Origin of the sequence: Nonlabens dokdonensis DSW-6 (genome assembly GCF_000332115.1) — a bacterium.
In the GTDB taxonomy this organism is placed as follows: Bacteria; Bacteroidota; Bacteroidia; order Flavobacteriales; family Flavobacteriaceae; genus Nonlabens; species Nonlabens dokdonensis.
Map to the genome: position 1 here is coordinate 3307104 of NC_020156.1, position 25290 is coordinate 3332393.

Below are 25290 nucleotides of genomic sequence, written 5' to 3' on the forward strand. Positions count from 1 at the left end.
TTGATATAAAATAACCTCTGATGAATAAATTCTTTACTCTAATTATCTTGTTGTCAGGTTTTCTAATGACCGCCCAAGTAGGAATAGGAACGGCTACTCCTGATCCTGCAGCAGCATTAGATATCGACTCGCAGTTGCCAGATGGCTCATATGGAGGTTTAAAATTACCTACCATGACTCTGGCAGATCGTGCTACGATAGCAACTCCTATTCCTGACGGTTTGATGATATATATACAAGATGGAGCAACGAGGTGTGTACAAATTTGGGATGCTACACAATCTAGCTGGATGAATTGGTATTGTATGAATCAATTACCTGTTGCTAGCGCTGTAAATTATACAGGGACCAGAGAAGTAGGTGAAACGCTTACTGGTAGTTATACTTATACAGACTTTGAGAATGATACCGAGTCAGGGACTTCTTTTCAATGGTACAGAGCTACTGATGTTAGTGGAACAGGTAGTGCACCTATTAGCGGAGCGACTTCAATAGCTTATACCACCATAAATGCAGACGGAAATCAATTTTTAGCTTTAGGTGTTACTCCACAAGCAAGTAGTGGAGCAAGTCCAGGCGTTGAAGTATTAAGCACTTTTCAACAAATTTCATTCGTACCAACTTTATTGGAGTTTGATAGAAACGCGACAACTATTCCAGAAGGAGATTTTAGAACTATTCCTATAACGATTTCGAATCCTAATCCAACTACCGCAACTACTGTGGAGATTGCTTTAGATTCTGGAAACACGAGCACATTTGGTGTTTTAGGAACTGACTATACGATTGATAATGATGGTACAAATGTTACTGGTTATCCTTTTACCGTTACCATTCCTGCTGGTGCAACTACTTTCAATAATGTAACGATATCCATTCTCCAAGACAATGATAATGCTATTAATGAAGAACTCTATTTAATATTACAAAATCCAAGTGGTGGTACTACCGCTGCGTTAAGCGGTAATCAAAATGATCATGTAGTTTATAGTGATGACGATGAGTTTCCTACTGAAGTAGAATTTGTTTCTACATCTTCTAGTGTTGAAGAGCCAGTAACTCCAGATAATACACGTACTATCAATATAGCAATAACAAACCCATCATCTACTGCATCTACTACGGTCTTAGTGACTTTAAATGCGAGTAGCACAGTTGAATCTGGTGATTATTCTATAGATTATGATGGAAGTCCAGTAACATTTCCTTTTACGGTAACTTTTCTTGCGGGACAAGCGGCAAATGAAAGTTTTACCATAACCTCATTAAATGATATAGACACTGACGATGAGATTTTAAATATTGACCTCATATCTCCAGCAGGCGGAATACCTGCCGCTGCTATAGGAACTAATGATGCTCATGAGTTAACAATTAATGATGATGAGACGCCAGCAGGAGCTTCAGATTTGTTTATTTCGGAATATATCGAAGATGGCGGTGAGAAGGGTTTAGAAATAGCTAATTTCACTGGAGCACCTGTAAATCTAAATGATTACACTATAAGAGGATATCAGAATTCGAATACTGCAGTTGGGTGGTCGGTAGCTCTTTCAGGTACATTAGCGAATGGAGATGTTTACGTAGTGGCATCAAGTTCAGTATCAGTTACGAGAGATCAAACAACTTCAAGTTTTCAATTTAACGGTAATGATGCTGTTGCTCTAGAAACAGATGGTGGTACATTAATCGATTTACTTGGAACCATTGGAACAGCGACCAATTATGGAGAAAGTACAGTTTTAAGAAGAAGACCAGGTTTCGGTCCATCAACTACATATGATGTAAACGAATTTGATACTTATTCAAGTTCTATATTAACAGGCTTTGGCTCTCATACTTTCTAATATGAAACTTATCTATTACATTTCATTTTTAATAATAGGTTTTTTCTCATCTGCCCAAATAGGAATCAATACTAATGATCCTGACGCTGCCGCTGCACTTGATATAAATGCTCAAAACACAATTAATTTTGGAGGATTAGCAATACCTGTAGTTTCAGAAACGCAAAGAAATACGATCGCAGTAACGGCAAGTAGTGAAGGGACTATGCTATTTGTTACCTATGCAAGTGGTGATAGATGTCTAGAAATTTATGATGGTATTCAAGATACCTGGCAAAAGATCAATTGTTTAACCATAGGACCATTAATTCTTTGGCAACAAGATTTTGACACTAATACTACATGGAATTACTCAAGTGATGTGTCATTCTTTGACAATGGGTCTGATGGATTTTATGGTATCACAACTACTTTACCTTTCTATAGCTCGACCATTATGCAAAATGACTTTGTCGGAATAGATGACTTAAATGATGAAGGTAATGGAACCAGTGGTTTTGCTACCTTAACTTTCGATACGGTTGCTGTTTCTGGTAATAATATAAGTATCCAATTTGATTATGATATTCAAGAATGGGATAACAATGATGATGTTTATTATACTGCAGTAGTGGATGGAGTGGATCAAACAGAAGTATTTTTCTTTGATGGTATAGGAGATTTAAGTGCAAACGGCACAGAGATTATAAGTGTTCCTAACGGTACATCAACGGTAGGTTTTAGAATAAGATTTAGACAAAATGGCCCTGATCGAGGAGGCTTTGATAATTTTAGGGTCGTAAGGAACTAATATTTTTGTATCTCACTTTCGCGAAAGCGGAAAAACAATCCCTATCCTTTTAATTATTAGAACTTCTTAACGCAATACATCATATTTTCTTCTTAGTTTGCGTCCTTATTCAACCAAAAAAACGAAGACATGAACATTTGTTTTATTATGTATCCTTGGGAAGAAATTAAAGCAGAAGAGGATTCTACGCTTACTTTGATCCATGAATGCATCAAACGTGGGCATAAAGTGGCCATCGCTACTCCTGCAAATCTTACTATAAGAAACAGTATTGCATATGCATTTTCTAAAGTAATCAAGAAAATGGATAAAGTACCTGCTCAAATCAAGTCCTTTTACAAACAAGCCGAACTGAAAGAGAAGATGTTGCCACTCGCTGGTTTTGATGTGATTATGATGAGAGCAAATCCGCCATTGGATCCTATTGCTTTAAACTTTTTGGATTCCGTAAAAGATGATGTGTTTATCGTAAATGATATTGAAGGGTTGAGAGAAGCCAATAATAAGTTATATACCGCTTGTTTTGACGATCCTAACAATGAGATTATTCCAGCAACTCATGTTTCTAAGAATAAGCAATATCTTAAAAGTGTGATCAAGGAAAATCCAAGAGATAAAATGATCATGAAACCATTAAATGGATATGGTGGAAGTGGCGTTATTATGATAGAAAAAAGTGCGATGGGAAATGTGAATTCCTTACTTGATTTCTATATCGATAATAAAGACGGTACTACAAACTATGTGATTCTACAAGATTATATAGAAGGAGCAGATCAAGGCGACTCCCGTATATTATTGCTTAATGGGGAACCTATAGGAGCTGTGAGACGCGTTCCTGGCGATGAAGATCATAGATCTAATATTAGTGCCGGAGGAACTTTCCAACGTCACCAGCTTACTAAAGCAGAGAAAAATCTTTGTAAAAAAATAGGTCCTAAGCTAATTAAGGATGGGCTTTACTTTGTTGGCATAGACGTCATTAATGGTATGCTGGTAGAAGTGAATGTAATGTCTCCTGGTGGAATCGTTCAAATCAACAAAGCCTCTAAAGTAAAAATACAGGCAAAAATTATAGACTATTTTGAAGATGTAGTTCAAGACCGTATTAAGTCTTTAGAACGTCGCAATAAACTTAAAAGCACCATTGTAGATGCTTAAACTCTCTATTTTACAGATCATAGAGCGCATAGAAAAAGAAGAGACTTTTCATGCGGTCGTTGAGGATTATTCCTTTTCTATTAAAATTGATGATTATGTTCCCTATGCATGCGCAGCAGTGCATGATGGGCATCATTTTTCCAAAGACTTATGGGATAATTGCTTGCATACAGAACATGATCGCTGGTATGAAGAAGATCCTTGTACCGGTCAGATGATTTCTGGTTTACCTATTACTTTAATAGCACATGACAGCAGGTTTGAATATGATCTTAATCGTCATCCAGATACTGCTATTTATGATACCGCATGGGGGAAAAAGTTATGGAAGAAGCCTCTGACAGAAAAACAAAAAGATAGAGCTTTAACAAAGCACGATAATTTTTATAAGGTAGTACTTACATTATCGGTGAAGTTAGAAGAGCTTTTTGGAAGTTGTGTTTTTTATGACATGCACTCTTACAACTGGAAGCGATGGGATCGCAAGGTTCCCGTTTTTAATTTAGGTACTTCAAATGTTGATCAAGAAAAATATAGTGTCGCTATTAAACAGTGGCAAGAAATTCTTGACGACATGCCGCTACCTTTTGAAGAGAAAGTTACTTGTACGATAAATGATGTTTTTCAAGGGAATGGGTTCTTTTTAAAGTATGTTACTTCAAATACAGTAAACACTCTAGTTTTAGCTACCGAAATCTCCAAGATCTACTGTGATGAGTTAACTGGACAAATATTTCCAGAAGTAGTTCATTCTGTGCAAGATTTATTTCGTTATTATATTAAAGCACACGCACATCGTTTTTATGACCGACATGATGTCTAACAATACCACTGATACAGACCTTTCCCAATATCAAGACGTTCTTGATATTGATGCAAATATTCACAGAATTGTAAAAAATCTAGAGCTTCTAGCTTACATCAATCCTTTGAACATTGCCCAAGAGCGAAAGGAATTTTTTAAGTCAAAATACACTCACGAGCCAAAATTCAAGTATCGTAAACTTAAATTTAAGCCCTATAAATTGCATCGCATGTTTTTTAGCCAGCGGCTAGAGCGCATTGAAGATGAAGATATTAGATCGTTGTATAAGGATATTATTTATACATACAGTGGTTTAGTACAATGCATTGAGACCATTAGCGAGTCTAATAGTAAGTTCTATTTTAACAGCTTGCGCTTTTTTGGAACACCTACAGAAAAGATGGTAGAAAATGCAAAGTTTATCTTGCATTTTCAAAATGAAGAGCTGGTAGAAAAAAAGCATGATGCTATTTTGAGCACAGAAGAAGCCGAAGCTTTTTTCATCAACTATCGAGAGTTGTACGATTTTGATTTTACCATAAAGACCAGCAGCGCTATGAGTGCAGCTGCGATGGTTTCTAATAAAGACAGGTCGCTTATTTTAAAAAAGGGACATTTATATTCACAACATGAGCTCAATGTACTTGCTCATCACGAAATAGGAGTCCATCTGGTTACTACTTTTAATGCTATAGATCAACCTTTAAAAATTTTTAGTAATGGTTTTCCTAACAATGTAGAAACGCAAGAAGGACTTGCTGTAATGTCAGAATATATGAGCGGTAACCTTACTTTAAATCGCTTAAAAGAACTGGCTTACCGTGTGATTGCTACAGATTCTCTTATCAAGGGATATTCTTTTGCAGATACATTTGACCTGATTCACAGTCAGTATAAACTTGATCGTGAGCGAGCTTTTAATATAACCTTACGTACCCATCGTGGAGGTGGTTTTACTAAGGACGCGTTGTACCTTTCTGGACTTAAAAAGATTTACGATCTTCATAAATCAAATACAAATTTTGATAATATGCTCTTAGGTAAGTGTTCATTAGAATACAATCCGATCATAGAAAAAATGAAAGGTTTGAATTTAGTTCTTCCTGCAGCTCATCACGCTAAAAGTTTTGATGTTCAGCTTAATAATAATCCGACTATAGATTTTATCTTAAATAATTTAAAATAGGAGAGTAGAAGTTGTTGTAATTCCGCTTTCGCGAAAGCAATATCTTAACAGCTTTTTTACTTAAAATTGCATTTGAGATGTTTACATATTTTGTAGAATGATGTACTTATCAATCAATCTAAAATCTCATAATCAATATCTAGCTTTCTCAACGCTCGTAATGCTGACCCAGAATTTTTATCGGCTACTTCAATCTGAACCGCATCACCTTCCAGCAATATTTCGGTAAGTTCATGTGCTAAAGACGGTTCTAATTGCGTAGAAATTTCTAGCATACAAGCTGTTATTGCTCTTTTATCAGGTCTTATGGAATCACAGGATAGTAAGTTTAATTTCATAGCAATGGTTTCTTGCTAAGATACTTTAGAATTTAATAGTATTGGCATACCATAAATTCAAAACAAGACCATTTCAATAAACTAATTCTAATTATTTAAGTTGTTCACTTATCAATTTGAAGATACCAGATGAAATCTCTAATTCTTATAAATTTTCTGTTTAGTAATTTGACCGCTGGAGCTCAAACCTTTTATAACGTATAATCCATTTGATAGTTGTGATATATCTATCTTATTTACGCCTTCCTTTAAACTTCCTGTTTTCAATAGTTTCCCACTTAAGTCATATAAGGAATAGGTTGCATTTTGCTTTGTGCTTACAAATAGTTCTTCTAAAGCTGGATTAGGATAAAGTATCCACATATCTTCATGCTGTAAATTCTCTGTAGACAGCGTGTTACTTACAACTGTAGAATAAGTATTAGTAGTGATCGGTAAGTTGTAATCAAAATAAATATTTGCAGTTGCTTCAAAATCATCACCTAAAACAGCTGTACTTTTTGACTTGATTTTGTAGAAAATCCATCCGTGGCTATTGGGCTCATTTGTAGTGCTATCTTCTAAATTAATATTGTTGAATGTGTAAGTAAGTTCATTCCCATTGTTTAAGGATGTGGTGTAGGAATGAGACGCAGTTAACGGTTGAAATGTGCTCCAGTCTAATTCTTGATCTAATGTGGTTTTTACAATAATATTCACTGCCGAGGCTGTTCCTGTATTTTGGAAACGGATTCTATATGTCAAATCATCTCCTACTTGAGCTGGTGTTATTTGATCACCTTCAATACACAAAACATCATTGGGGTCATAAGCATTAACTACTGGCTGATCAAAATCAATATTATTATTTGAAGGATTTACGTCTGTAAGAGGTGTGATATTACCAGTAAAATTTAAAGTCTCACCAGAATTAACTGTAGGTGGTGTAAAAATATTGAATGTTAATGTGATGTTCCTTATCTCTAGTGGAGTCAAATTACTATAATTCCAGGTGATGGAATTGCTGCTAATGTTTGAAGGTGTTATTGAAGAAGATAGGTATGTCATCTTAGTTGCATCAAAATTTAATACAATCGATTCTGATCCTGTGGTTATGTTTCCGTTGTTTGTATAAATAAGATCATAATCTACATCAAAGCCAGGTCTTGCAAGCGTTTGACTTATAAGTTGAGTGCTTACATCTACTCCGTTTATATTACTCTCAAGGCAAAAGTCATTGTTCAAGTAAGAATTTGTGGTAGCATCTATCGTTAAGTTAATTGAGTTAGGAGTAGAAATCAGATTACCGCTATTTACTGGCTCAATTGTGAAGTTGCCAGTAATATTTGGCAATAAGAAAGTGTAATTGCCATTTATAGTAGATGTGAATGAAGTAGAATTATCTCCCAAGTTTGTAATTTTCATAGGGTAATTATTGAGCATATTAGGATTTGAACAACTTGCTGCATTAATTGAACCACTAACTATTTTTGGATTATGAATTCCTAAACTTGCACCATCGAGAAAAAACTGGCAACTAGGAATTGTAATTCTAAGCTGGTAGTTACCTGCTTGAATATTTGAAAAAACTAAGAGACTATTTTTAGGATTGGGCCAGCCTGTACAAGTTCCTGCTACAGTATTTATGGTAGTAGCACTAATCGCAGCATTGTTAGAGTCTATTAATTCAAAAATCGCTGGGGTTCCTGTATAAATAATACCATATTCTAATTCTAACTGGTAAAAGCCATCAGCTCCTATACCAAATATAGGAGAGGTTACTGTTGCGTTTGGGTTCCCTAAATTATCCACAAAAATAGATTGACAACCACCATTAAACCACGAGTTAGAAACTGTACTTGGTAACACAGTCCAGTCGGCAACATCTGCAGCGGTTGTAAATGAACTAGATGGAATAGGTACGTTCTGACTTTGAGAGATTTGAGCGGAAAGTAAACTGATAATACCGATAATAAGTAAAGCTTTTTTCATAATAATTTATCTTTAAAAGAATGAAACTTAGTACTCGAAGGTATCTGTTTAAGTCGTCTCAAATAACTTGCAACTGTTTAAAGGAAGACATGAATAGATCAATGAAGGATTTCACACTATAAAGTGTAATAGGCTCTCTGTGGAATAGAAACTTTATGCTTACAATTCCTTTATAACTTGTTATATTTTTTCTTGTGTTACAAAATCAGTGGATCTATTAAAGGGCTAAGCAATCTTGAATGATTATTGACACGTTATAGATGGATCTGATCTCGCTTTCGCGAAAGCGGAATAACATAAAATTCTTAGCTTTTTAAAGAAAATTTGCGAGCTATTAACTATTTATAATTTAATAGTTGTCGGGATTACGACAGAAATCATTGAACAATTTTATAAGATTTCATTCTTAAAGTGGCTGTATTTACCCAAATTGAAATTCTAGTATTTATACTGTTTTAAATCATTGATTATCAACCTACTTTTATCATGCGTTTCAAAACAATCTATCGATTGAGTAGCTACAATTAGTTTTAAACGTGAAAGGCGTAATCCGAAAAGCCTAATTTTTTAATAGAGTAGGAGAACCAAAATACTTAATATTATGAGTAGTGAAATGAAAATGAACAAAGCTGAGATTTTATCCCAATTAAAAAAAGAAGGGGTAACAAGTTTAGATGAGTTTGCAGATATGCTTATCAAGAAAACACACAAGGATGGTGATGAAAACAAACCTATTGTTATGGCTGCAATAGTTTACCAACACGGTTTCGTATCGCACTAGATTTATCAAACAGGTTGTAGCTTTTAAGGTACAGCCTGTTTTATTTTAATACAAATACTCATTTTATGACTGCTTTACTGAATGCAAAAGATCAAAAAAAAATGCTAGACGGCCTATTAATGTGGTTAAATTCTAACATGTTACATTTTTGCACTCCTAATGAAAGGGAATTTATAGGAATTCATCCAGAAGAAATAGAGCCAGAGATTACTAGAAAAGCATTCACAGAGTTGGGACTGGCAATTAGGTTTGCACAAAATTCTAAGAAGGTATGCCACCATCCTGTTTTTATAGAACTAAAGAACAAATGGATCAAAAATATTACGGATAGCTCCTTTTTCTTTGATACTAAAAGAAGATTAAGGTTATTTCCTCATAGAACTCTAGCATACGCAACATTAAGATCTTTAGGAATCGAGAACAAGCAAGTTAAACATGACCTTGAAACGGTAATGAGTAGAAATTATATGGATAGAGTAGAACGTAGTGCTTGGGATAAACTGGATATGAAATATTATACTGAAATTGCTCAATTACCCAACGATTTTCCTAGTTACCGAAGATTATTTCAGGATTCCATTTTAGAAAATTTGCCTAGTCATTCTTATGCACAAAATTTAGATTTTTATGGCTTAACACATTTGATATTTCATCTTTCTGATTTCTCTAAAAATGACATGAAAATAATCGCTGGAAAAAAGTTTGAAGAAATCCAAGAGTACATAGATGCGACTCTTTGTTTATGTCTCATAGAGCAAGATTGGGATCTGGTGCAAGAGCTTTTAATCAATCAATACTGTATGAGAAAAACTTTTACAGAATTAGATGTATACTCAGCAAGTGCTATTAAAGATATACAGCAACCACAAGGTTTTATACCAGGAAGAAACTGGGTTAAGAATCAACATAAGGATGTGAATTTTGATAAAAACCAACACAGTTTTGAAGATGTTTATCACCCAACCATATTAGGTTTATTTTTATTAATCCTTGAATTAAAAGATACTGATGAATAACACATATAAACAGTCTTTACGAAACACATACCTATGGTTAAACAGCTTGTCAACCGAACGAATCAACGAACAAGTAATTGAACTTTTAGCTTTGATAAACGTTTGTAAGCTAGACAGTAGTGTTTTACAAGAAGAATTTGACTCATTAGGCACAAAATTTCTTAATCAAGTAGGTACTATAGATTATGTTAAGCAGGACTTATTTCATGCCTTACTAGCTTTAGATTTTGTTGAACGTTTAGGAAACCCTACACAAAAAGCAGATGCAATAGCGTACAGATCTATTTTAAAAGAATTATGGAGTGAAGGACTTTATGCTGAAAAGAAAACTCTTTTAGATAGTATTTTTTGTGATAACAAAGAAAGTTCTGATACTGTAAACATGACCATAAGATTAGATCGATTCAACTTAGATATTGATAAGGAAATTTTAAAATTTATTGAGCAAGTAGAAACGCAAAGTAATTATGGAAAGAAAACCATAATAACTGATGAGTTAAGCATTCTAAAAATGGAAGCAATGGCAACTAGAGCTCAAAGGTCAAATGATATTATTACTGCAGCGAGATGTTTAAGGTCAAGAACATATTTATCAAACCATGATTCATTACTTATGAAATCTGGCATGAAATTTTTGCTTTCTCAACAATGTTATGACGGTAGTTTTGGTGACTACGAAGCAGATATGCTTAAGATAAAAGACTCGGAATCTCGAGATAAATCGACTCTTAAAATTAAATTGATAGTTTCTATTCAAATTATATGGACCGTTATGGAGTTTAACGGTCATAGTTTGTTTTCTTCTCTTCAACGTGATAACCACTACTCAATTGCAACAAATCGATACTAAATTATGCTTACTAAAGAACAAATAGAATCATTTAAAGAAGATGGAGTTTTAATTCTCCGTAATTTTTTTCCAAAACAAGAGATGAACACATGGAGAAATGAAGCCCATGATTATCATAAAAATCCTTTAACAAGTGAAGATTGGAAAAACGCAATAATGAATTATTCTGGGAATACTTTTAATTTTAAAAATGATGCTCATCCAGCTTTTCATAATAAAATGAAGGATTTATATCAATGTTTTAATGACCAAATAGAATGGAATGGTGAAAATGAACTAGTTGCTAGATGGCCAGAAATTGATGCAGAATGGCTGGGAGCGAGAACACCACATCTAGATTTTCCAGTTTATGATAGAATAAGAACACTTGCAAATAGCGTTTTTTACTTAAATGATGTAACTATAAAAGGGGCGCCTTTAATGTACTGGAAAAAGAGTCACAAAGTAGCTTGGGAATATTTTAAAAAACACCCTTCACATTACATGGCTCAAGGAGAGTTAAGTCAAGGACAAATATTTGAGATCCTTACAGATGCTATGGATTCAGAACCTATACCTTTTTACGGTAAAGCTGGAGATTTAATGATATGGCATTCTTTGATACTGCATTCACCATCTGTAAATTTATCTCATGATGCAAGGCTAGCAGTAATAGGAAGATGGGGAGCAACGATTAAAGAAGATGAATTTAGATTTGATTTTTCTAAAGATATTTGGGACAAATGGAATCTAAATTCCATTTAATACACATTTTTTCATTGCATTTGATTAAATCATTAAATGATGATGGATAAATTTTAAACCTATTAAAAGGTAGGATCTGGCTGTCTACGTTGATCCCATTTGATGTCGCTTAATGCACTGGCTTTTATTCCAATAAAGAAGAACCAGCTGTTTTGCGGTCCGATAGGAGTCCAGTTAAAGCTCATTGTAAAACTTTCTAGGTCTCGTTGAAACCTAATAGTACTGAAGGAAATACCTTTGTTAGCAAAGTCATAACCAGTATTACCACCTATGGACCAGCGAGGAGAAAGCTCTACATCACCACTTACCATCAAACTTTGTTGATTGATCATGTTTTGTCGCTGTGCATTAATATAAGTCATCGTGTAAGCAAAATTCAAATTCCATGGTATTTTAAATCGGTACCGATCCTTTTTGATATTAACATCTTGTTTTTCTACCTCTTGCGATTGATCACGACTATAATCTACTGATTCTCCAAATAATCCATCATCACGACCTCCGTTTTCCAAAGTTCGTTCTTGAGATTGTTTATCTTCTTTATCTTCAGTTTTTTCAAAATCTTTACTGCTCAACCTGAAGCTAGTTCTAAATCCAGCTCTTGTTAAGCGAAATAAACTACCACCATTGTTAATATTAAAGGTGTTGATTCTATTGTTATTATTGTCTAGTGCATAAGGATCAAAATTGGCATCTAGATTAATATCTATATTCTTGGTTATAGGTATCACACCTCTTACTTGTAAAGGGCTCCAGTTTAATGAATCTCCGGCAAGATTATAAGCCGTATTAAAAGAGAGCGTTTTAAGAATTTGTATTTTTTTGAGTTCTGTTTTTGTAGAATCCCGATCCCTGACTTTTGCTTCTATATTATTCTGTACTCCTAAGTTGATGCTGCTAGAAAATACACGACCTGGTGCACCGAATAGTGTTCCGTCAAAACGGCTGTAAAACTGTTCCTCTCTTCCCGGAGCGTCTAGACCTTGCTCTGTCACTAGCCTGTCATAGTATTGATCAAAACTAGGATTTGCCGAGTAGCTGATATTAGGTCTTATGATGTGTCTTACGGCTTGTATTTTTGACTCAGGATTTTTTGATTTCCAGCTACCGTAAATAGTAGTTCCCACGCTGGCACCATAACTGTAGGTCCTGTAAGCTGCAAAACCACTTATAGTGTCTCTAACTGTATTGAAAACTCCGTTATCATTTTCTTCAAGAGTCTGTCTAAAAGTTTCAAATACCCAATTTTCTTCAAAATTAGCATTGGCGCTCACACTAAAGTATCCTAATTTGAAGTTAGTGGCCACTGGAATACTATGTTGCAATCCCATTATGGCATTATCAAACATATTCTCAGAAAGGAAATCTTCATCTGTAGTAGTGATGCGATTCTCTCCTCTTAAATTATACTGTAGGTTAATATTTTGAAAAGCCCCTTTTTTAGTTCCTTCTTTGGGTGCAAAAGGGAACATTCTAGAAATACTACCTTGTAGAGTAGGTAAAGTGAGGTTGACAACATTTGTATTGGTGTTTTGATTGTGCGTTGCACTCGCACTTATGTTTACTTGAGGTTCTCCAGGAAAAGTTTTGCTATAAGTAACAGAACTGCTCAAATTATTGACCAGTGTCGCACTTTGATTCACCTGATTAAAGGATTGCCTAAAAAACTGGCTGCTACCTAGATTTACACTCGCACTAAATCTGGAATTAGGATTAGATTTAGGATCTTGTGAGTGCTGCCAGTTGATGTTGTAGCGAGACGTTTGCGCAAAATCAGAAAATCCTCGCTCACTTTGCAATTGGTTCTCATATAAAAATCTAAAACTACCGTTGAACTTGTAGCGCACTTTGTAATTACTTTCTACTCGTGCACCATAACTACCATTTGTAAAGTAATCTCCTAGAAGTGTAAGATCTAAATAATCATTTACTGCAAAATAATATCCACCATTTTGTAAGAAGTAACCTTGACTATTGTTATTCCCAAAGCTTGGTAAAATGACACCGCTTTTACGCTCATTAGTCATAGGAAAAAAAGCAAAGGGAAGTCCAAGTGGAGTAGGAACATCTGCTATGTACATGTTAACTAAGCCAGTAACTATCTTTTTCTTGGGCACAAACTTTATTTTTCTTGCGTAGAAATAGTATTCTGGATTCTTAGGATCTTTGGAGGTAGTGAATCTTGCGTTTTCCATGTAGAAAACAGAATCATTAACTTTCTTAGTGGTTTCGGCAAGTACATTAAATTCACCTTGAGTGGTTTCAGAATTGTACGTAAGTGCTTTTTGAGAATCTTTATTAAATATAATGGAGTCTGGCTTTACTACGTTAGTTCCTTGAGAAAACACTGGTTTTTGGGTATAACCTAAAGAATCTACTGTTATACCGTATGCAAAAACGTCTCCCGTATTATTATTTATAACAATCTTTCCAGCTTCTATAGTTATATCGCCGTAGACTATTTTTGCCTCGTTATATAATGTGATCGTATTTCTTTTTCTATCTATGCGCTTATAGTCTTTGGCAGTAGATTCTATACGGTATTCTAGAAATGATTTTGGCTTCTTTACAGAGTCATTCTCCGTTGTATCAACTGCTTTAAGTGGTATTTCTACTTTCTGCGGAATTTCCTTTTTCTCTTCTTGTGCTTTAGTAGGTTGTGGTTTTTCAGCGGGAATAGGAGTAGCTTCAGACGGTATTTCTTGAGCGGTAACCAGTGCGTTAACTGTTAAAAACAGTATGAACAAAATTATATACTTAATCTGTGAATGCAATCTAGGATAAACTATTTTCGTTGTTAGAATGGTCTGGTTTTTGAAACGTCAAAACTACATATAAATTTTAAGTGGATTGTAATAAATCCGCTTTCGCGAAAGCGAACTAATAAACAACACATTCACAACATACAGTTTGTATATGAAAACGAAGATATATCTTATTATTGCCTTGCTGATACTTCCTATTTTATCTGGGGCAAATATACCGATCGATTCTACTAAAACGAATCAAAAAAAGGTCTTTACCGTTGTATTAGACGCTGGACATGGTGGAAAAGACCCTGGTAAGTACGTTGCAAAAACAGCAGAAAAAGATATCGCTCTTAAAGTGGTTCAACTTCTAGGGAAAAAGTTAGAGAGTCATCCCAATATAAAAGTCATTTATACACGTACCACTGATGTATTTATAGGACTAGATCAACGTGCTGCTATTGCAAATAAAGCAAAAGCAGATTTTTTTGTTTCTGTTCATTGTAATGCGGCTGCGGCAACTAGTGCCAAAGGAAATGAAACATTTGTACTAGGATTGCATAATAATGCAGCAAATCTTGAGGTTGTGAAAAGAGAAAACTCTGTGATCGAGTTAGAGGAGAACTATCAAGAAAAGTATACTGGCTTTGATTTAAACGATCCTTCTAGTTTTGCAACTAATTTAATGGTGCAAGAAGAATACCTCGATAACAGCATAGAAATGGGTGCGATGGTACAAACTAATTTTCAAAAAGATTTAAAGCGTAAAAATAGAGGTGTAAAGCAAGCAGGACTTGCTGTGTTGCGACTTTCTTACATGCCTAGTGTTTTAATTGAAACTGGGTTTTTAACTAATAAAGAAGAGCGCAACTTCTTAAGAAGCGAGGCGGGACAAAAGAAAGTTGCAGAGTCGATTTATGATGCTATTCTTGGATATCAGCAAAATAGGGACATTAATCTTTTTGAGGTAGAAGAAATCAATAGCTCTGCGATTGCGATAGAACCAGTCAATGAAAAAGCCATTTATAAGGTACAAATAAGCGCTAGTAGTAATAAGCTGGAGCCGCAATCTTACAACTTTCATAAGTTGCCTGAAATTTCACGAGAAAAGGAAGGCAATATCTACCGCTATTTTACCGGTAATTTTTCTTCACTTAAAGAAGCCACAAAATTAAAAGCTACAGCGGTTGCAAAAGGTTATAAATCAGCATTTATTGTGGTTTATGAAGATGGCGTGCGTCGCAGGCTGTAATAATTACTAAAGAAATGTTAGCTGCTATATTTATAGCTTGTCTTATCTTTACATTCGCAAGAAAGACGTAATTATGAAATTCTCAAAAGAAATCAAAGTTGGTATGCTCACTGTAGGAGCTATTGCACTTTTTATTTTTGGATATCAATATTTGAAAGGGCGCAATTTACTCAATGATGATCGTACGTTCTATGCGGTTTATGATAATGTGGAAGGCCTTACTTCTTCAGCTCCGGTAACTGTAAATGGTTTACGCATTGGAAATATTGACAACATTGATTTTTTAGATAGTTCTGGACGTCTTCTAGTTAAGTTTCATGTAGACGAGTCTTTTAAATTTTCTTCAGAAAGTACGGCATCAGTTTATAGTACGGGACTTATAGGTGGTAAAGCTCTTGCTATCGTACCTAATTATGAGAGCACAGCAAGAGAGGCTATTGATGGAGATACTTTAAATTCTGAGATTGACGAAGGTTTACAGAGTCAAGTAATGAAAGAATTTATTCCACTAAAAGACAAAATAGAAAACATGGTAGTAAGTGCAGACTCTGTGCTTACAGCTGTCAACAAAACGCTTAACCCTAAAACAAGAATAGCAATTACAAATAGTCTTGATGAAGTAAATAGAACTTTGGTAGAAATACGAGGTCTTTCTCGCAATGCTAATTCCTTATTATCAGATAACAGAGAACAATTAGATCGAACGATTTCTAACTTAGATACTACAACTAAGAACTTTGCTGCAATTTCTGATACGCTTGCCCAAGTAGAAATTGCTGGAACAGTAAAGGAATTAGAAAGTGCTATTTCTAAATTTAATGTCGTTCTCGATGATATCGCTTCTGGAAAAGGAAGCCTAGGTAAATTAATGACTGATGATAAGTTGTATGAAAACCTAGAAAGAACGACTAGACAAGCAGAGATGCTTATGCAAGACATTAAGTTAAATCCTAAACGTTATGTTCATTTCTCAGTTTTTGGAAAAAGACCTGGAGAATATGAAAAACCAGAAGATAGAGACCAATAATTACACATGGAATATATACCTAACATCATTTTTATTCTACTCCTTGTTGCAGGAATAGGATATTTTGCAAGCAACATTAAAAAAATCATCCGTAATGTAAAATTAGGGAAAGAAGTAGATCGATCTGATCGTAAAGGTGAGCGCTTTGCTCAAATGGCGCGTATAGCGTTAGGTCAGTCTAAAATGGTAAAAAGACCTATTGCAGGCTTTCTTCACATTATTGTTTACGTAGGATTTGTAATCATTAATATAGAAGTTCTTGAAATTATTATAGACGGAATTACCGGTAGTCATAGAATTTTTGCACCGTATTTAGGTGGTGTTTATGATTTCTTAATCGCAACCTTTGAAATTCTAGCGCTTCTTGTTTTAATTACTGTAGTTGTTTTTTGGGTAAGAAGAAACGCTTTGAATATCAAACGTTTTACAATGGGTGAATTAAAAGGCTGGCCTAAGAATGATGCCAATTATATTCTTTATTTTGAAGTAGTATTAATGAGCTTATTCTTAATAATGAATGCTACCGACTTTATTTTACAAACTAGAGGAGTAGAAGGTTATGCACATGCAGGTGAGATTTTTGGTTCATTTCCGGTATCCCAATTTGTTGCAATTCCATTTGAAACAATGGCAGATGGTACATTAATAGCTATAGAAAGAACCGCCTGGTGGTTGCACATTGCTGGGATTTTAGTATTTCTTAATTATTTATATTGGTCTAAGCATTTACATATTATGCTGGCTTTCCCTAACGTTTACTTTGCAAAACTTACACCTCAAGGACAGTTTACTAATATGGAAGCTGTAACTAAGGAAGTAAAAATGATGATGGATCCTAATGCAGATCCATTTGCAGCGCCAGATCCTAACGAGGCAGATGAAGAACCAGCATCTTTAGGAGCAGCAGATATTTTTGATTTGAATCAAGTACAGCTACTTAATGCCTACACTTGTACAGAATGTGGTCGTTGTACCTCAGAGTGTCCTGCAAATATTACAGGTAAGAAACTCAGCCCGCGTAAAATCATGATCGATACTCGAGACAGGTTAGAAGAAGTAGGTTCAGTGATTAATAAAGAAGGTGAGTGGAAAGACGATGGTAAGACATTATTAAACGACTACATCACCACAGAAGAACTTTGGGCATGTACCACTTGCAACGCTTGTGTAGAGGCTTGTCCTATAGGAATAGACCCATTGAGTATTATCATGGAAATGAGAAGGTATTTAGTACTTGAAAATAGTGCGGCACCTAGCGAACTTAATGTTACTATGGGTAATATTGAAAACAACGGCGCGCCATGGCCTTACAATCAAATGGACCGTCTTAACTGGGCAAACGAGTAAATTATGAGTGAAGAACAATTTAAAGAAGCATTAAATGAAGATGGATCGCTTGCTAGTCCTGTACTTGCAGATGGTGTCAAGAATTATTTAATTGATATAGACGGTACTGTTACAGAAGATGTACCTAATGAAGAGCCAGAAAGAATGGCGACTTGTCAACCTTTTCCTGACGCTTTAAAGACATTGAATGAGTGGTATGATGACGGTCATGTCATCTGTTTTTTCACTTCAAGAACCGAAGAGCATCGAGAAGTTACAGAAAACTGGCTTCAAGAGCATGGCTTTAAATATCACAGCCTCTTGATGGGTAAACCTAGAGGTGGTAACTACCATTGGATTGATAATCACATGGTAAGAGCTACGCGTTATACAGGTGAGTTCACCCATTTAGTGGAGAAAGAAGTGACCATAGAGGTTTTTAAAAACCATAAATAGGTGAATAGGTCCGCTTTCGCGAAAGCGGAATTCATACAACCTTAATTTATAAAATTACAATTCTGAATTCTAGAAGCAGAGTTCTCAATTAAAGAAATATGAGTAACAATTTAGTAGTACCAACAGCCGCAGAATTTATAGCACAAGGAAAACAGCCTGAGGTGTTGTTTTGGGTAGGATGTAGTGGAAGTTTTGACGATAGAGCAAAGAAAATCACCAAAGCTTTTGTGAAATTGCTCAATAAGGCAGGAGTAGAGTTTGCAGTTTTAGGAGCTGAAGAAAGTTGTTCTGGAGATCCAGCAAAACGTGCTGGGAATGAATTTCTTTTCCAGATGCAAGCGATGATGAATATCGAGGTGTTGAATGGCTATGAGGTTAAAAACATAGTAACTGCTTGTCCGCATTGTTTCAATACTCTTAAAAATGAATATCCAGAATTAGGTGGTAATTATGAAGTAGTTCATCATACTCAATTTTTGAAAACCCTCATTTCTGATGGAAGATTAAAAATTGAAGGAGGAAAATTTAAGGGTAAGAAGATCACTTATCACGATCCGTGTTATCTAGGTAGAGCAAATAATGAATATGAAGCACCTAGAGAACTTCTTGAGAAATTAGATGTAGCGCTGGTTGAAATGAAACGCAGCCGTCGTAATGGTTTATGTTGCGGTGCTGGTGGAGCCCAAATGTTTAAAGAACCTGAAGAAGGAAATAAAGATATCAATATAGAACGTACAGATGAGGCTATAGATACTGGAGCCGATATTATTGCTGCAGGTTGCCCTTTCTGTAATACGATGATGACAGATGGTGTTAAAGCCGCAGAGAAAGAAGAAAAAATCGAAGTACTAGACATAGCAGAATTAATCGCAAACGCAGAAGAATTATAATGAAAAAACTAACCATCCTATTACTCGTATTTATTACCAGTACGATCGTCAATGCACAAAAATTTGATGATGCTGTTGTGACAGAACTTTCAGACAAAGTTTGTGAGTGCTTGAAAACAAAAGGAAAAATAGAAACAAAAGCGCAAGCTGAATTAGAATTAGGTACCTGTATGCTCAGTGCTTATTCCAAAAATCAAGAATACTTTGATAAAAATGGCGCTAACTTCCTTGAAGGCGATAATGCAGAAAAACTTGGAGAACAAATAGGAATAAAATTGGTGGGTTTTTGTCCAGAATCGTTACCATTATTTATGCTCTTTGCAGATGAATTTGCTGATGAAATGGAGTCCGAGTCTGATAACAATGAGGAAAATATAATTATCACTGGTAAAATTACAAAAGTTGAAAACGATAAGTTCAAATCCTTTGAAATCAAAGATGAAAATGGACGTAAGCGTAATGTGTTATGGCTTACCTATGTTGATAATGATCAACTGCTAGAAGATGCTGTAAAAGGTAAAAAGACTTATCAATTCACCGCATTGGAACTAGATATATATGATCCTCGTATAGGAGAATACCGTAATATGCTAGTGTTAGACCGTATTGAAGAAAAGCAAGAGTAATTGAAAGAAAAAACAGACTATAAAAGCATTGTGCTTTCCGGATCTTTTGGAGGTCTTGTTTACGCAATCCTCATGTCTATTTTCTATCAATTTACTGATGATAAAGGGTTTAGCATCATAAAGTTTGTGATAGACTTTACGATGTTTGGGATTTTAATTGCTGTAGTGATATGGTGGTCCATGAGAAAGTCAAAAAAGAATAAAAACAAATGAGTTTATTTGACTGTGATACAAGTCAATTCAGTTTGGTATAGTAACTGGTTGAATGATGTCATTTTTTAGTTCAAAGTTGTTATTAAAACTGATTTGTAGTTTTTGAATTATTAGTTTTCTAATTATTTTATAAATAGGCACTTCTCGCTTCTTTCTTGCAGGAATAATGGTTAAAAAAAACTTCTAAGATGATTGCAAATAAGGAAACTAGAGCATCGTTTCAATCGAGATTGATATATTCGATAGCTATTTCAGGTGGATTCACGTTGTTTTTTGAATCTTTAGATTACTTTTTTGTCGATGAGCCATTTCAAATATGGGTTGCTATAACTTCATTTATTCTATTTGCCATAGCACTTTTAATAATGAGTTATTATTTTATGACTAAAAAAGTAAAGCGATAAAGACCAAAACAGAATAGAGTAAGGATCATCTAAACAAAAAGAAACAAAACTATAAATTATGCATGCAAATTTTAAAGATCTTCCTGATGAGTCTAGAGTATGGATTTATCAAGCCAATAGACCCTTTACAACTGATGAGCTTAATGAGCTAAAACCTCAAATGGATAACTTCCTTCAAAAATGGACCGCTCATGGCAAAGATCTTGTTGCTGGTGTAGAATATCCTTATAACCGTTTCATTGTAATAGGATTAGACCAGTCTAATGCAGGTGCAACTGGCTGCTCAATAGATGCTAGTGTACGTTTTATTCAGTCGGTCGAAAAAGCATTTCGTATAGATTTGATGGATAAAATGAATGTGACATTTAAAAATGGTCAATACGTTGCCCATAAAGAGTTATCTGATTTCAAAAAAATGGCTAAGGCAAAGTCGGTCTCTCCTAATACAATAGTTTTCAATAATCTGGTAGAAACTGTAGGAGAGTATAAAGAGAATTGGGAAGTTCCTGCTAGTGAAAGCTGGCATTCGAGATTTTTTTGATCTTTTAATTTTCATCGATTTTATATCATTAAATACCTATAGTTAAATTTTATTGTGGCATCTGAGTTAATTTGCCTTATATAAACAGTTCATAAATCAGTTCACAAACCAGTCTAAATTAGGCTGGTTTTTTTATGCCATGCCTTTACTTTTCGGTATCTTTCGATTGAGGAACGATTGTTGGTTCCTTAATGAAAATGCAGGAAAAATAATATGAAATTTAAATATGCTTTAAGGCTTTTTGTGGTTGTAGCTTTCGCGAAAGCGTACACATCACAAGCTCAATTAAACAGCAACACTCCTTTAATATCAAATGATTCTATCGCACAAAAACAATGGGTGGATAGTGTTTACAATAGTTTATCTCAGAAAGAAAAAATAGGTCAATTATTCATGGTGGACTTGTTTTCTAATAAGGGAAAAGCACATGTGGACAAAGTGAGAAAACTAGTTACCGATCATAAAATAGGTGGAATCATCTTCTCTAAAGGTGGACCAGTGCAACAAGCATATCTAACAAATGAACTGCAAGAAAAGTCCAAGACTAAAATGCTCATTGCGATGGATGCAGAATGGGGACTTGCAATGAGACTGGACAGTACGTATGCTTTTCCTTGGAACATGACGCTAGGAGCGACGCCAGGTAAGCAATCTAGTTATGAAGTAGGTAAACGTATAGGAGAACATTGTAAACGGTTAGGAGTTCACATCAATTTTGCACCAGATGTTGATATTAATACAAATCCGCTGAATCCTATTATAGGAAATAGAAGTTTTGGAGAAGACATGAATAATGTTACTGATAAAGCAAGTGCATTTATGAATGGTATGCAAAGTACGGGAACGCTCGCTTGTGCTAAACACTTTCCAGGTCATGGAGATACAGATACCGATAGCCATAAGACATTACCTACTGTAGATTTCAGTGCAGAGCGCATCGATAGTGTAGAATTATATCCTTATAAGAGGCTTATTGATAAAGGTATGGCCAGTGTGATGGTGGCTCATTTAAATATCCCTAGTCTAGAGCCCAGACCAGGATATCCTACCAGCATTAGTGAAAAAGTTGTTACAGACTTATTGAAAACCAAGTTAGGATTCAACGGATTGATTTTTACAGATGCTTTAAATATGAAAGGAGCCAGTAACTTTAGCGCTCCTGGAGAGATAGATTTGCAAGCTTTTAAAGCTGGAAATGATGTATTGCTAATTTCTGAAGACGTACCCAAATCAATTGAAAAAATTCAAGCAGCGATTGAGGCAGGAGAACTAACAGAAGAGCGACTGGAGCATTCGGTTAAAAAGATCTTGATGTCTAAGTATGTGGTTGGGCTTCACAATTATGAGCCAGTTCAAATCCCACAATTAGTTGAAGACCTCAATACAGAGAAGGATGATGTGGTTTATGAAAATGCTATTTCTGCGGCAGTTACTGTTTTGAAAAATAAAAGCGATATCCTTCCTATTAAGAATTTAGAAACTAAAAAAATTGCTTATGTAGAATTAGGCGATGACTCTGGAACGGTGTTTTTAAATGAGTTGAATAAATATACTCAGGTAGATCAAGTGAAAAGTACTCAACTAGACGGTTTGCTTAAAAATCTGGAAAAATATAATACGGTTATCATCGGATTACACAGAAGTAATGAAAACCCATGGAAATCTTACAAATTAAAAGAAAAGGAACTAACCTGGCTCTACGAGATTTCACGTAAGCACGATGTGATTTTTGACGGATTTGTAAGACCATACATGCTGGAGCAACTCAAGACTATTGAAAACTTAGAAGGTATCATAATGTCTTATCAAAATAGCGAATGGAGTCAGAAGGTGAGCGCTCAAATTATTTTTGGAGCTCGTGATGCTGTTGGAACCTTGCCTGTAAGCTCTGGACTATTTAAGGTAAATGAAGGGATTAAAGTGGAGAATATTAAACGACTTAGTTATGGAAGTAACCCTTCTAGTGTTGGCTTTGATTCTAAAATGGTATCAAAAATAGATAGTATAGCAATGCATACTATCAATGGTAAAGGTGCACCAGGAATACAAATTCTTGTAGCAAGAAGAGGCAAGGTCGTTCTAGATAAAACCTATGGTTATCATACCTATGATAAAAAAGATGCCGTTAAAAGTAATGACGTTTATGATATTGCATCAGTAACTAAGATTCTAGCAACTTTACCATTAGTAATGGAACTAGAAGAGAATAACGTCATTTCTTTAGACGATGCCATCTCAAAACTTGATACAGACCTTAAAAGCACTAATAAAGAGCAAATTACTGTTAAACAGATGCTCTCTCACTATGGAAGACTCAAGCCTTGGATTCCGTTTTATGTTTATACTCTAGATTCTATAACTAACAAGCCATCACCGCTGTTTTATAGTTCTGGTTCTAAATCTAGTTTCAATATTCCAGTGGCCGATAGGTTATTTGCTAATGCGACTGTTCAAGACAGAATGTATAATCAGATTAAAGAAAGTGAGTTAAGAGATAAATTAGAATACAAGTACAGTGATTTACCTTACTATATAATGAAAAGGTATATAGAAAAACACTACAATAAAAACCTTGATGAACTCACACAGAATCATTTTTACAGTTCCTTGGGGATGAATCGTACTGGTTATTTGCCATTAAATAAATTCCCTAAAAAAGAAATCATTCCTACTGAAGATGACAAAACCTTTAGAAATCAATTGATTCATGGTTATGTGCATGATCAAGGTGCTGCTATGCAAGGTGGAATAGGTGGACACGCAGGAATATTCTCTACCACAAATGATGTTGCAAAAATGATGCAAATGTATTTACAAGGAGGTACATACGGTGGTAGACAATACCTTAAGCAAGAAACCATTGATAAATTTAATACTTGTTATTATTGTGAAAATGATGTGAGACGCGGCGTAGGCTTTGATAAACCTCAATTAGAAGATTCTGGACCTACTTGCGGTTGCGTAGGTAGAAGTAGCTTCGGTCATAGTGGTTTTACAGGAGCTTATACTTGGGCAGATCCAGAAGAGGAAATAGTTTATGTGTTTCTTTCTAACAGAGTACATCCAGATGCTGATAACAGGTTTATTATTCAAGAAAATATAAGAACTAATATTCAGCAAATAATCTATGACTCGATCATAGACTAAAAATACAATTAATGAAACTAGCTATAGTTTGTTATCCTACCTTCGGAGGAAGTGGAGTAGTGGCTACCATGCTCGGTACTGCACTTGCAGAGAGAGGACATGAAGTACATTTTGTTACCTACAAGCAACCAGTACGACTAGAATTGCTTTCTAGAAATATATTTTTTCATGAAGTAAATGTAGAGGAATATCCATTATTTCATTATCAACCTTATGACCTAGCACTTTCTAGTAAATTAGTAAATGTAGTTCAAGAATATGGTATCGAATTATTACATGTACATTATGCGATACCACATGCTTATGCCGGCTATATGGCGCAGCAAATGCTCAAGGATCATGGAATTACCTTACCCATGGTAACTACACTTCATGGAACTGATATAACTTTGGTAGGTAACCATCCAGTTTATAAACCTTCTGTTACTTTTAGTATTAATCATAGTGATGTGGTTACCTCTGTATCTGCTAGTTTAAAAAATGACACAATAGAGCTTTTTGATATTACTAAACATATAGATGTAGTTCCTAACTTTATCGATATGTCTCAATATAAAACCGAATTCAAAGACTGTGATCGTACGATCATGGCATTCCCGCAGGAGCGTATTATTACACATATCAGTAACATGCGACCAGTGAAACGCATTATGGATGTAGTTAAAGTCTTTGAAAAAATAGAAAAGGAAATCCCTTCGATCTTAATTATGGTAGGCGATGGGCCAGAACGTTTTGCGGCAGAAGAATATGCCAACAAAGCAGGATTAAAATTGAAGATCAAATGGGTAGGAAACAGTACTGAAATAGATCGTATTCTCTGTTTTTCTGATTTGTTTTTACTACCATCTGAGAAAGAAAGCTTTGGACTGGCAGCTTTGGAGGCTATGGCAAATCGTACGCCAGTTATTTCAACTAACACAGGTGGATTGCCAGAAGTAAATGAGGACGGCGTTTCTGGTTTTACTTGCTCCGTTGGTGATATAGATGGAATGGCTGCAAAAGCTATTAAAATATTACAAGAAGATCACGTTCTTGATACGTTTAAGAATGCCGCTTTCGCGAAAGCGGAACAATACGACATATTAAAAATAATACCACAATATGAGAAATTATATGAAACTGTGCTTGCTAGCTCTCACGATTCTTAGTCTAAGTTCATGCAATAGTAAAAA

Annotated in this window: 23 protein-coding genes; 20 read left to right on the forward strand and 3 right to left on the reverse strand. The window is 35.0% G+C overall.

Translation table 11 applies throughout. The features are described from left to right. Nucleotides 1–20 precede the first annotated feature (20 nt). The 5 genes from DDD_RS17380 to DDD_RS14535 all read left to right on the forward strand — a co-directional run bounded on the left by DDD_RS17380 (nt 21) and on the right by DDD_RS14535 (nt 5789). Complete coding sequence (locus DDD_RS17380; RefSeq protein WP_015363688.1) at nt 21–1847, forward strand: lamin tail domain-containing protein; 1827 nt, start codon at nt 21–23, stop codon at nt 1845–1847. A 1-nt stretch (nt 1848) separates the two neighbouring features. Next, on the forward strand, nt 1849–2637 hold the full coding sequence (locus tag DDD_RS14520) for a hypothetical protein (protein WP_041567193.1): 789 nt from the start codon (nt 1849–1851) through the stop codon (nt 2635–2637). 129 nt (nt 2638–2766) lie between these two features. Next, nucleotides 2767–3798 carry a glutathione synthase gene (gshB, locus tag DDD_RS14525; RefSeq protein WP_015363690.1) on the forward strand — a complete coding sequence of 344 codons (1032 nt, stop codon included), beginning with the start codon at nt 2767–2769 and terminating at the stop codon, nt 3796–3798. Continuing rightward, nucleotides 3791–4621 (forward strand): N-formylglutamate amidohydrolase, encoded by an 831-nt coding sequence (locus DDD_RS14530; RefSeq protein WP_015363691.1) that lies wholly within the window; start codon nt 3791–3793, stop codon nt 4619–4621. Before gshB ends, DDD_RS14530 begins: the two co-directional genes overlap by 8 nt. Continuing rightward, complete coding sequence (locus DDD_RS14535; RefSeq protein WP_236613415.1) at nt 4611–5789, forward strand: flavohemoglobin expression-modulating QEGLA motif protein; 1179 nt, start codon at nt 4611–4613, stop codon at nt 5787–5789. The genes DDD_RS14530 and DDD_RS14535 overlap by 11 nt, the downstream gene beginning before the upstream one ends. Before the next feature lie 113 nt (nt 5790–5902). On the opposite strand, the gene DDD_RS14540 is transcribed toward DDD_RS14535, so the two are convergent. Then, the gene (locus DDD_RS14540; RefSeq protein ID WP_041567195.1) at nt 5903–6127 is read right to left on the reverse strand and encodes a hypothetical protein; all 225 of its coding nucleotides are present in this window, start codon (nt 6125–6127) and stop codon (nt 5903–5905) included. A gap of 138 nt (nt 6128–6265) precedes the next feature. Then, nucleotides 6266–8098, reverse strand: a complete 1833-nt coding sequence (locus DDD_RS14545) for a T9SS type A sorting domain-containing protein (RefSeq protein WP_015363694.1) — start codon at nt 8096–8098, stop codon at nt 6266–6268. Between the two features lie 601 nt (nt 8099–8699). Between DDD_RS14545 and DDD_RS14550 the strand changes: the two genes are divergently transcribed. The 4 genes from DDD_RS14550 to DDD_RS14565 all read left to right on the forward strand — a co-directional run bounded on the left by DDD_RS14550 (nt 8700) and on the right by DDD_RS14565 (nt 11489). After that, nucleotides 8700–8879: a hypothetical protein gene (locus tag DDD_RS14550; protein ID WP_015363695.1), complete on the forward strand. Its 180-nt coding sequence runs from the start codon at nt 8700–8702 to the stop codon at nt 8877–8879. A 65-nt stretch (nt 8880–8944) separates the two neighbouring features. Then, nucleotides 8945–9895, forward strand: coding sequence for a DUF6895 family protein (locus DDD_RS14555; protein WP_015363696.1), 951 nt, complete (start codon nt 8945–8947; stop codon nt 9893–9895). Between the two features lie 91 nt (nt 9896–9986). Then, entirely contained in the window at nt 9987–10745 is a 759-nt protein-coding gene (locus DDD_RS14560; protein ID WP_015363697.1) for a hypothetical protein, read from the forward strand. A gap of 3 nt (nt 10746–10748) precedes the next feature. Next, nucleotides 10749–11489: a phytanoyl-CoA dioxygenase family protein gene (locus DDD_RS14565; RefSeq protein ID WP_015363698.1), complete on the forward strand. Its 741-nt coding sequence runs from the start codon at nt 10749–10751 to the stop codon at nt 11487–11489. A gap of 62 nt (nt 11490–11551) precedes the next feature. On the opposite strand, the gene DDD_RS14570 is transcribed toward DDD_RS14565, so the two are convergent. Beyond that, nucleotides 11552–14236 (reverse strand): putative LPS assembly protein LptD, encoded by a 2685-nt coding sequence (locus DDD_RS14570; RefSeq protein WP_015363699.1) that lies wholly within the window; start codon nt 14234–14236, stop codon nt 11552–11554. Nucleotides 14237–14405: 169 nt separating this feature from the next. Between DDD_RS14570 and DDD_RS14575 the strand changes: the two genes are divergently transcribed. The 11 genes from DDD_RS14575 (at nt 14406) to bshA (ending at nt 25266) form a co-directional block, all read left to right on the forward strand. Continuing rightward, a complete protein-coding gene (locus DDD_RS14575; RefSeq protein ID WP_015363700.1) occupies nt 14406–15488 on the forward strand; it encodes an N-acetylmuramoyl-L-alanine amidase in 1083 nt (360 codons plus the stop codon). Between the two features lie 73 nt (nt 15489–15561). Next, nucleotides 15562–16515: an MlaD family protein gene (locus DDD_RS14580; RefSeq protein ID WP_015363701.1), complete on the forward strand. Its 954-nt coding sequence runs from the start codon at nt 15562–15564 to the stop codon at nt 16513–16515. Between the two features lie 6 nt (nt 16516–16521). Further along, nucleotides 16522–17862 (forward strand): (Fe-S)-binding protein, encoded by a 1341-nt coding sequence (locus DDD_RS14585; protein ID WP_015363702.1) that lies wholly within the window; start codon nt 16522–16524, stop codon nt 17860–17862. A gap of 3 nt (nt 17863–17865) precedes the next feature. After that, the gene (locus DDD_RS14590) at nt 17866–18297 is read left to right on the forward strand and encodes an LNS2 domain-containing protein (protein WP_015363703.1); all 432 of its coding nucleotides are present in this window, start codon (nt 17866–17868) and stop codon (nt 18295–18297) included. Between the two features lie 98 nt (nt 18298–18395). After that, nucleotides 18396–19187, forward strand: a complete 792-nt coding sequence (locus DDD_RS14595; protein WP_015363704.1) for a (Fe-S)-binding protein — start codon at nt 18396–18398, stop codon at nt 19185–19187. Continuing rightward, a complete protein-coding gene (locus tag DDD_RS14600; protein WP_015363705.1) occupies nt 19187–19813 on the forward strand; it encodes a hypothetical protein in 627 nt (208 codons plus the stop codon). The genes DDD_RS14595 and DDD_RS14600 overlap by 1 nt, the downstream gene beginning before the upstream one ends. After that, nucleotides 19814–20026: a hypothetical protein gene (locus DDD_RS14605; RefSeq protein WP_015363706.1), complete on the forward strand. Its 213-nt coding sequence runs from the start codon at nt 19814–19816 to the stop codon at nt 20024–20026. It begins immediately after the preceding gene. Between the two features lie 188 nt (nt 20027–20214). Then, nucleotides 20215–20430 (forward strand): hypothetical protein, encoded by a 216-nt coding sequence (locus DDD_RS14610; RefSeq protein ID WP_015363708.1) that lies wholly within the window; start codon nt 20215–20217, stop codon nt 20428–20430. Nucleotides 20431–20488: 58 nt separating this feature from the next. Next, on the forward strand, nt 20489–20971 hold the full coding sequence (locus tag DDD_RS14615; RefSeq protein WP_015363709.1) for a hypothetical protein: 483 nt from the start codon (nt 20489–20491) through the stop codon (nt 20969–20971). 213 nt (nt 20972–21184) lie between these two features. After that, nucleotides 21185–24118: a glycoside hydrolase family 3 N-terminal domain-containing protein gene (locus DDD_RS14620; protein ID WP_015363710.1), complete on the forward strand. Its 2934-nt coding sequence runs from the start codon at nt 21185–21187 to the stop codon at nt 24116–24118. 11 nt (nt 24119–24129) lie between these two features. After that, nucleotides 24130–25266 (forward strand): N-acetyl-alpha-D-glucosaminyl L-malate synthase BshA, encoded by a 1137-nt coding sequence (gene bshA / locus DDD_RS14625; RefSeq protein ID WP_015363711.1) that lies wholly within the window; start codon nt 24130–24132, stop codon nt 25264–25266. The last annotated feature ends 24 nt before the right edge of the window (nt 25267–25290 follow it).

Coding starts and splice junctions, on each gene's coding strand:
- DDD_RS14540 (WP_041567195.1), bottom strand. CDS start 6,127: ATGAAATTAAACTTACTATCCTGTGATTCCATAAGACCTGATAAAAGA.
- DDD_RS14535 (WP_236613415.1), top strand. CDS start 4,611: ATGATGTCTAACAATACCACTGATACAGACCTTTCCCAATATCAAGAC.
- DDD_RS14565 (WP_015363698.1), top strand. CDS start 10,749: ATGCTTACTAAAGAACAAATAGAATCATTTAAAGAAGATGGAGTTTTA.
- DDD_RS14520 (WP_041567193.1), top strand. CDS start 1,849: ATGAAACTTATCTATTACATTTCATTTTTAATAATAGGTTTTTTCTCA.
- DDD_RS14620 (WP_015363710.1), top strand. CDS start 21,185: ATGAAATTTAAATATGCTTTAAGGCTTTTTGTGGTTGTAGCTTTCGCG.
- DDD_RS14545 (WP_015363694.1), bottom strand. CDS start 8,098: ATGAAAAAAGCTTTACTTATTATCGGTATTATCAGTTTACTTTCCGCT.
- DDD_RS14610 (WP_015363708.1), top strand. CDS start 20,215: ATGATTGCAAATAAGGAAACTAGAGCATCGTTTCAATCGAGATTGATA.
- bshA (WP_015363711.1), top strand. CDS start 24,130: ATGAAACTAGCTATAGTTTGTTATCCTACCTTCGGAGGAAGTGGAGTA.
- DDD_RS14530 (WP_015363691.1), top strand. CDS start 3,791: ATGCTTAAACTCTCTATTTTACAGATCATAGAGCGCATAGAAAAAGAA.
- DDD_RS14580 (WP_015363701.1), top strand. CDS start 15,562: ATGAAATTCTCAAAAGAAATCAAAGTTGGTATGCTCACTGTAGGAGCT.
- DDD_RS14595 (WP_015363704.1), top strand. CDS start 18,396: ATGAGTAACAATTTAGTAGTACCAACAGCCGCAGAATTTATAGCACAA.
- DDD_RS14585 (WP_015363702.1), top strand. CDS start 16,522: ATGGAATATATACCTAACATCATTTTTATTCTACTCCTTGTTGCAGGA.
- DDD_RS14615 (WP_015363709.1), top strand. CDS start 20,489: ATGCATGCAAATTTTAAAGATCTTCCTGATGAGTCTAGAGTATGGATT.
- DDD_RS14590 (WP_015363703.1), top strand. CDS start 17,866: ATGAGTGAAGAACAATTTAAAGAAGCATTAAATGAAGATGGATCGCTT.
- DDD_RS17380 (WP_015363688.1), top strand. CDS start 21: ATGAATAAATTCTTTACTCTAATTATCTTGTTGTCAGGTTTTCTAATG.
- gshB (WP_015363690.1), top strand. CDS start 2,767: ATGAACATTTGTTTTATTATGTATCCTTGGGAAGAAATTAAAGCAGAA.
- DDD_RS14555 (WP_015363696.1), top strand. CDS start 8,945: ATGACTGCTTTACTGAATGCAAAAGATCAAAAAAAAATGCTAGACGGC.
- DDD_RS14550 (WP_015363695.1), top strand. CDS start 8,700: ATGAGTAGTGAAATGAAAATGAACAAAGCTGAGATTTTATCCCAATTA.
- DDD_RS14575 (WP_015363700.1), top strand. CDS start 14,406: ATGAAAACGAAGATATATCTTATTATTGCCTTGCTGATACTTCCTATT.
- DDD_RS14600 (WP_015363705.1), top strand. CDS start 19,187: ATGAAAAAACTAACCATCCTATTACTCGTATTTATTACCAGTACGATC.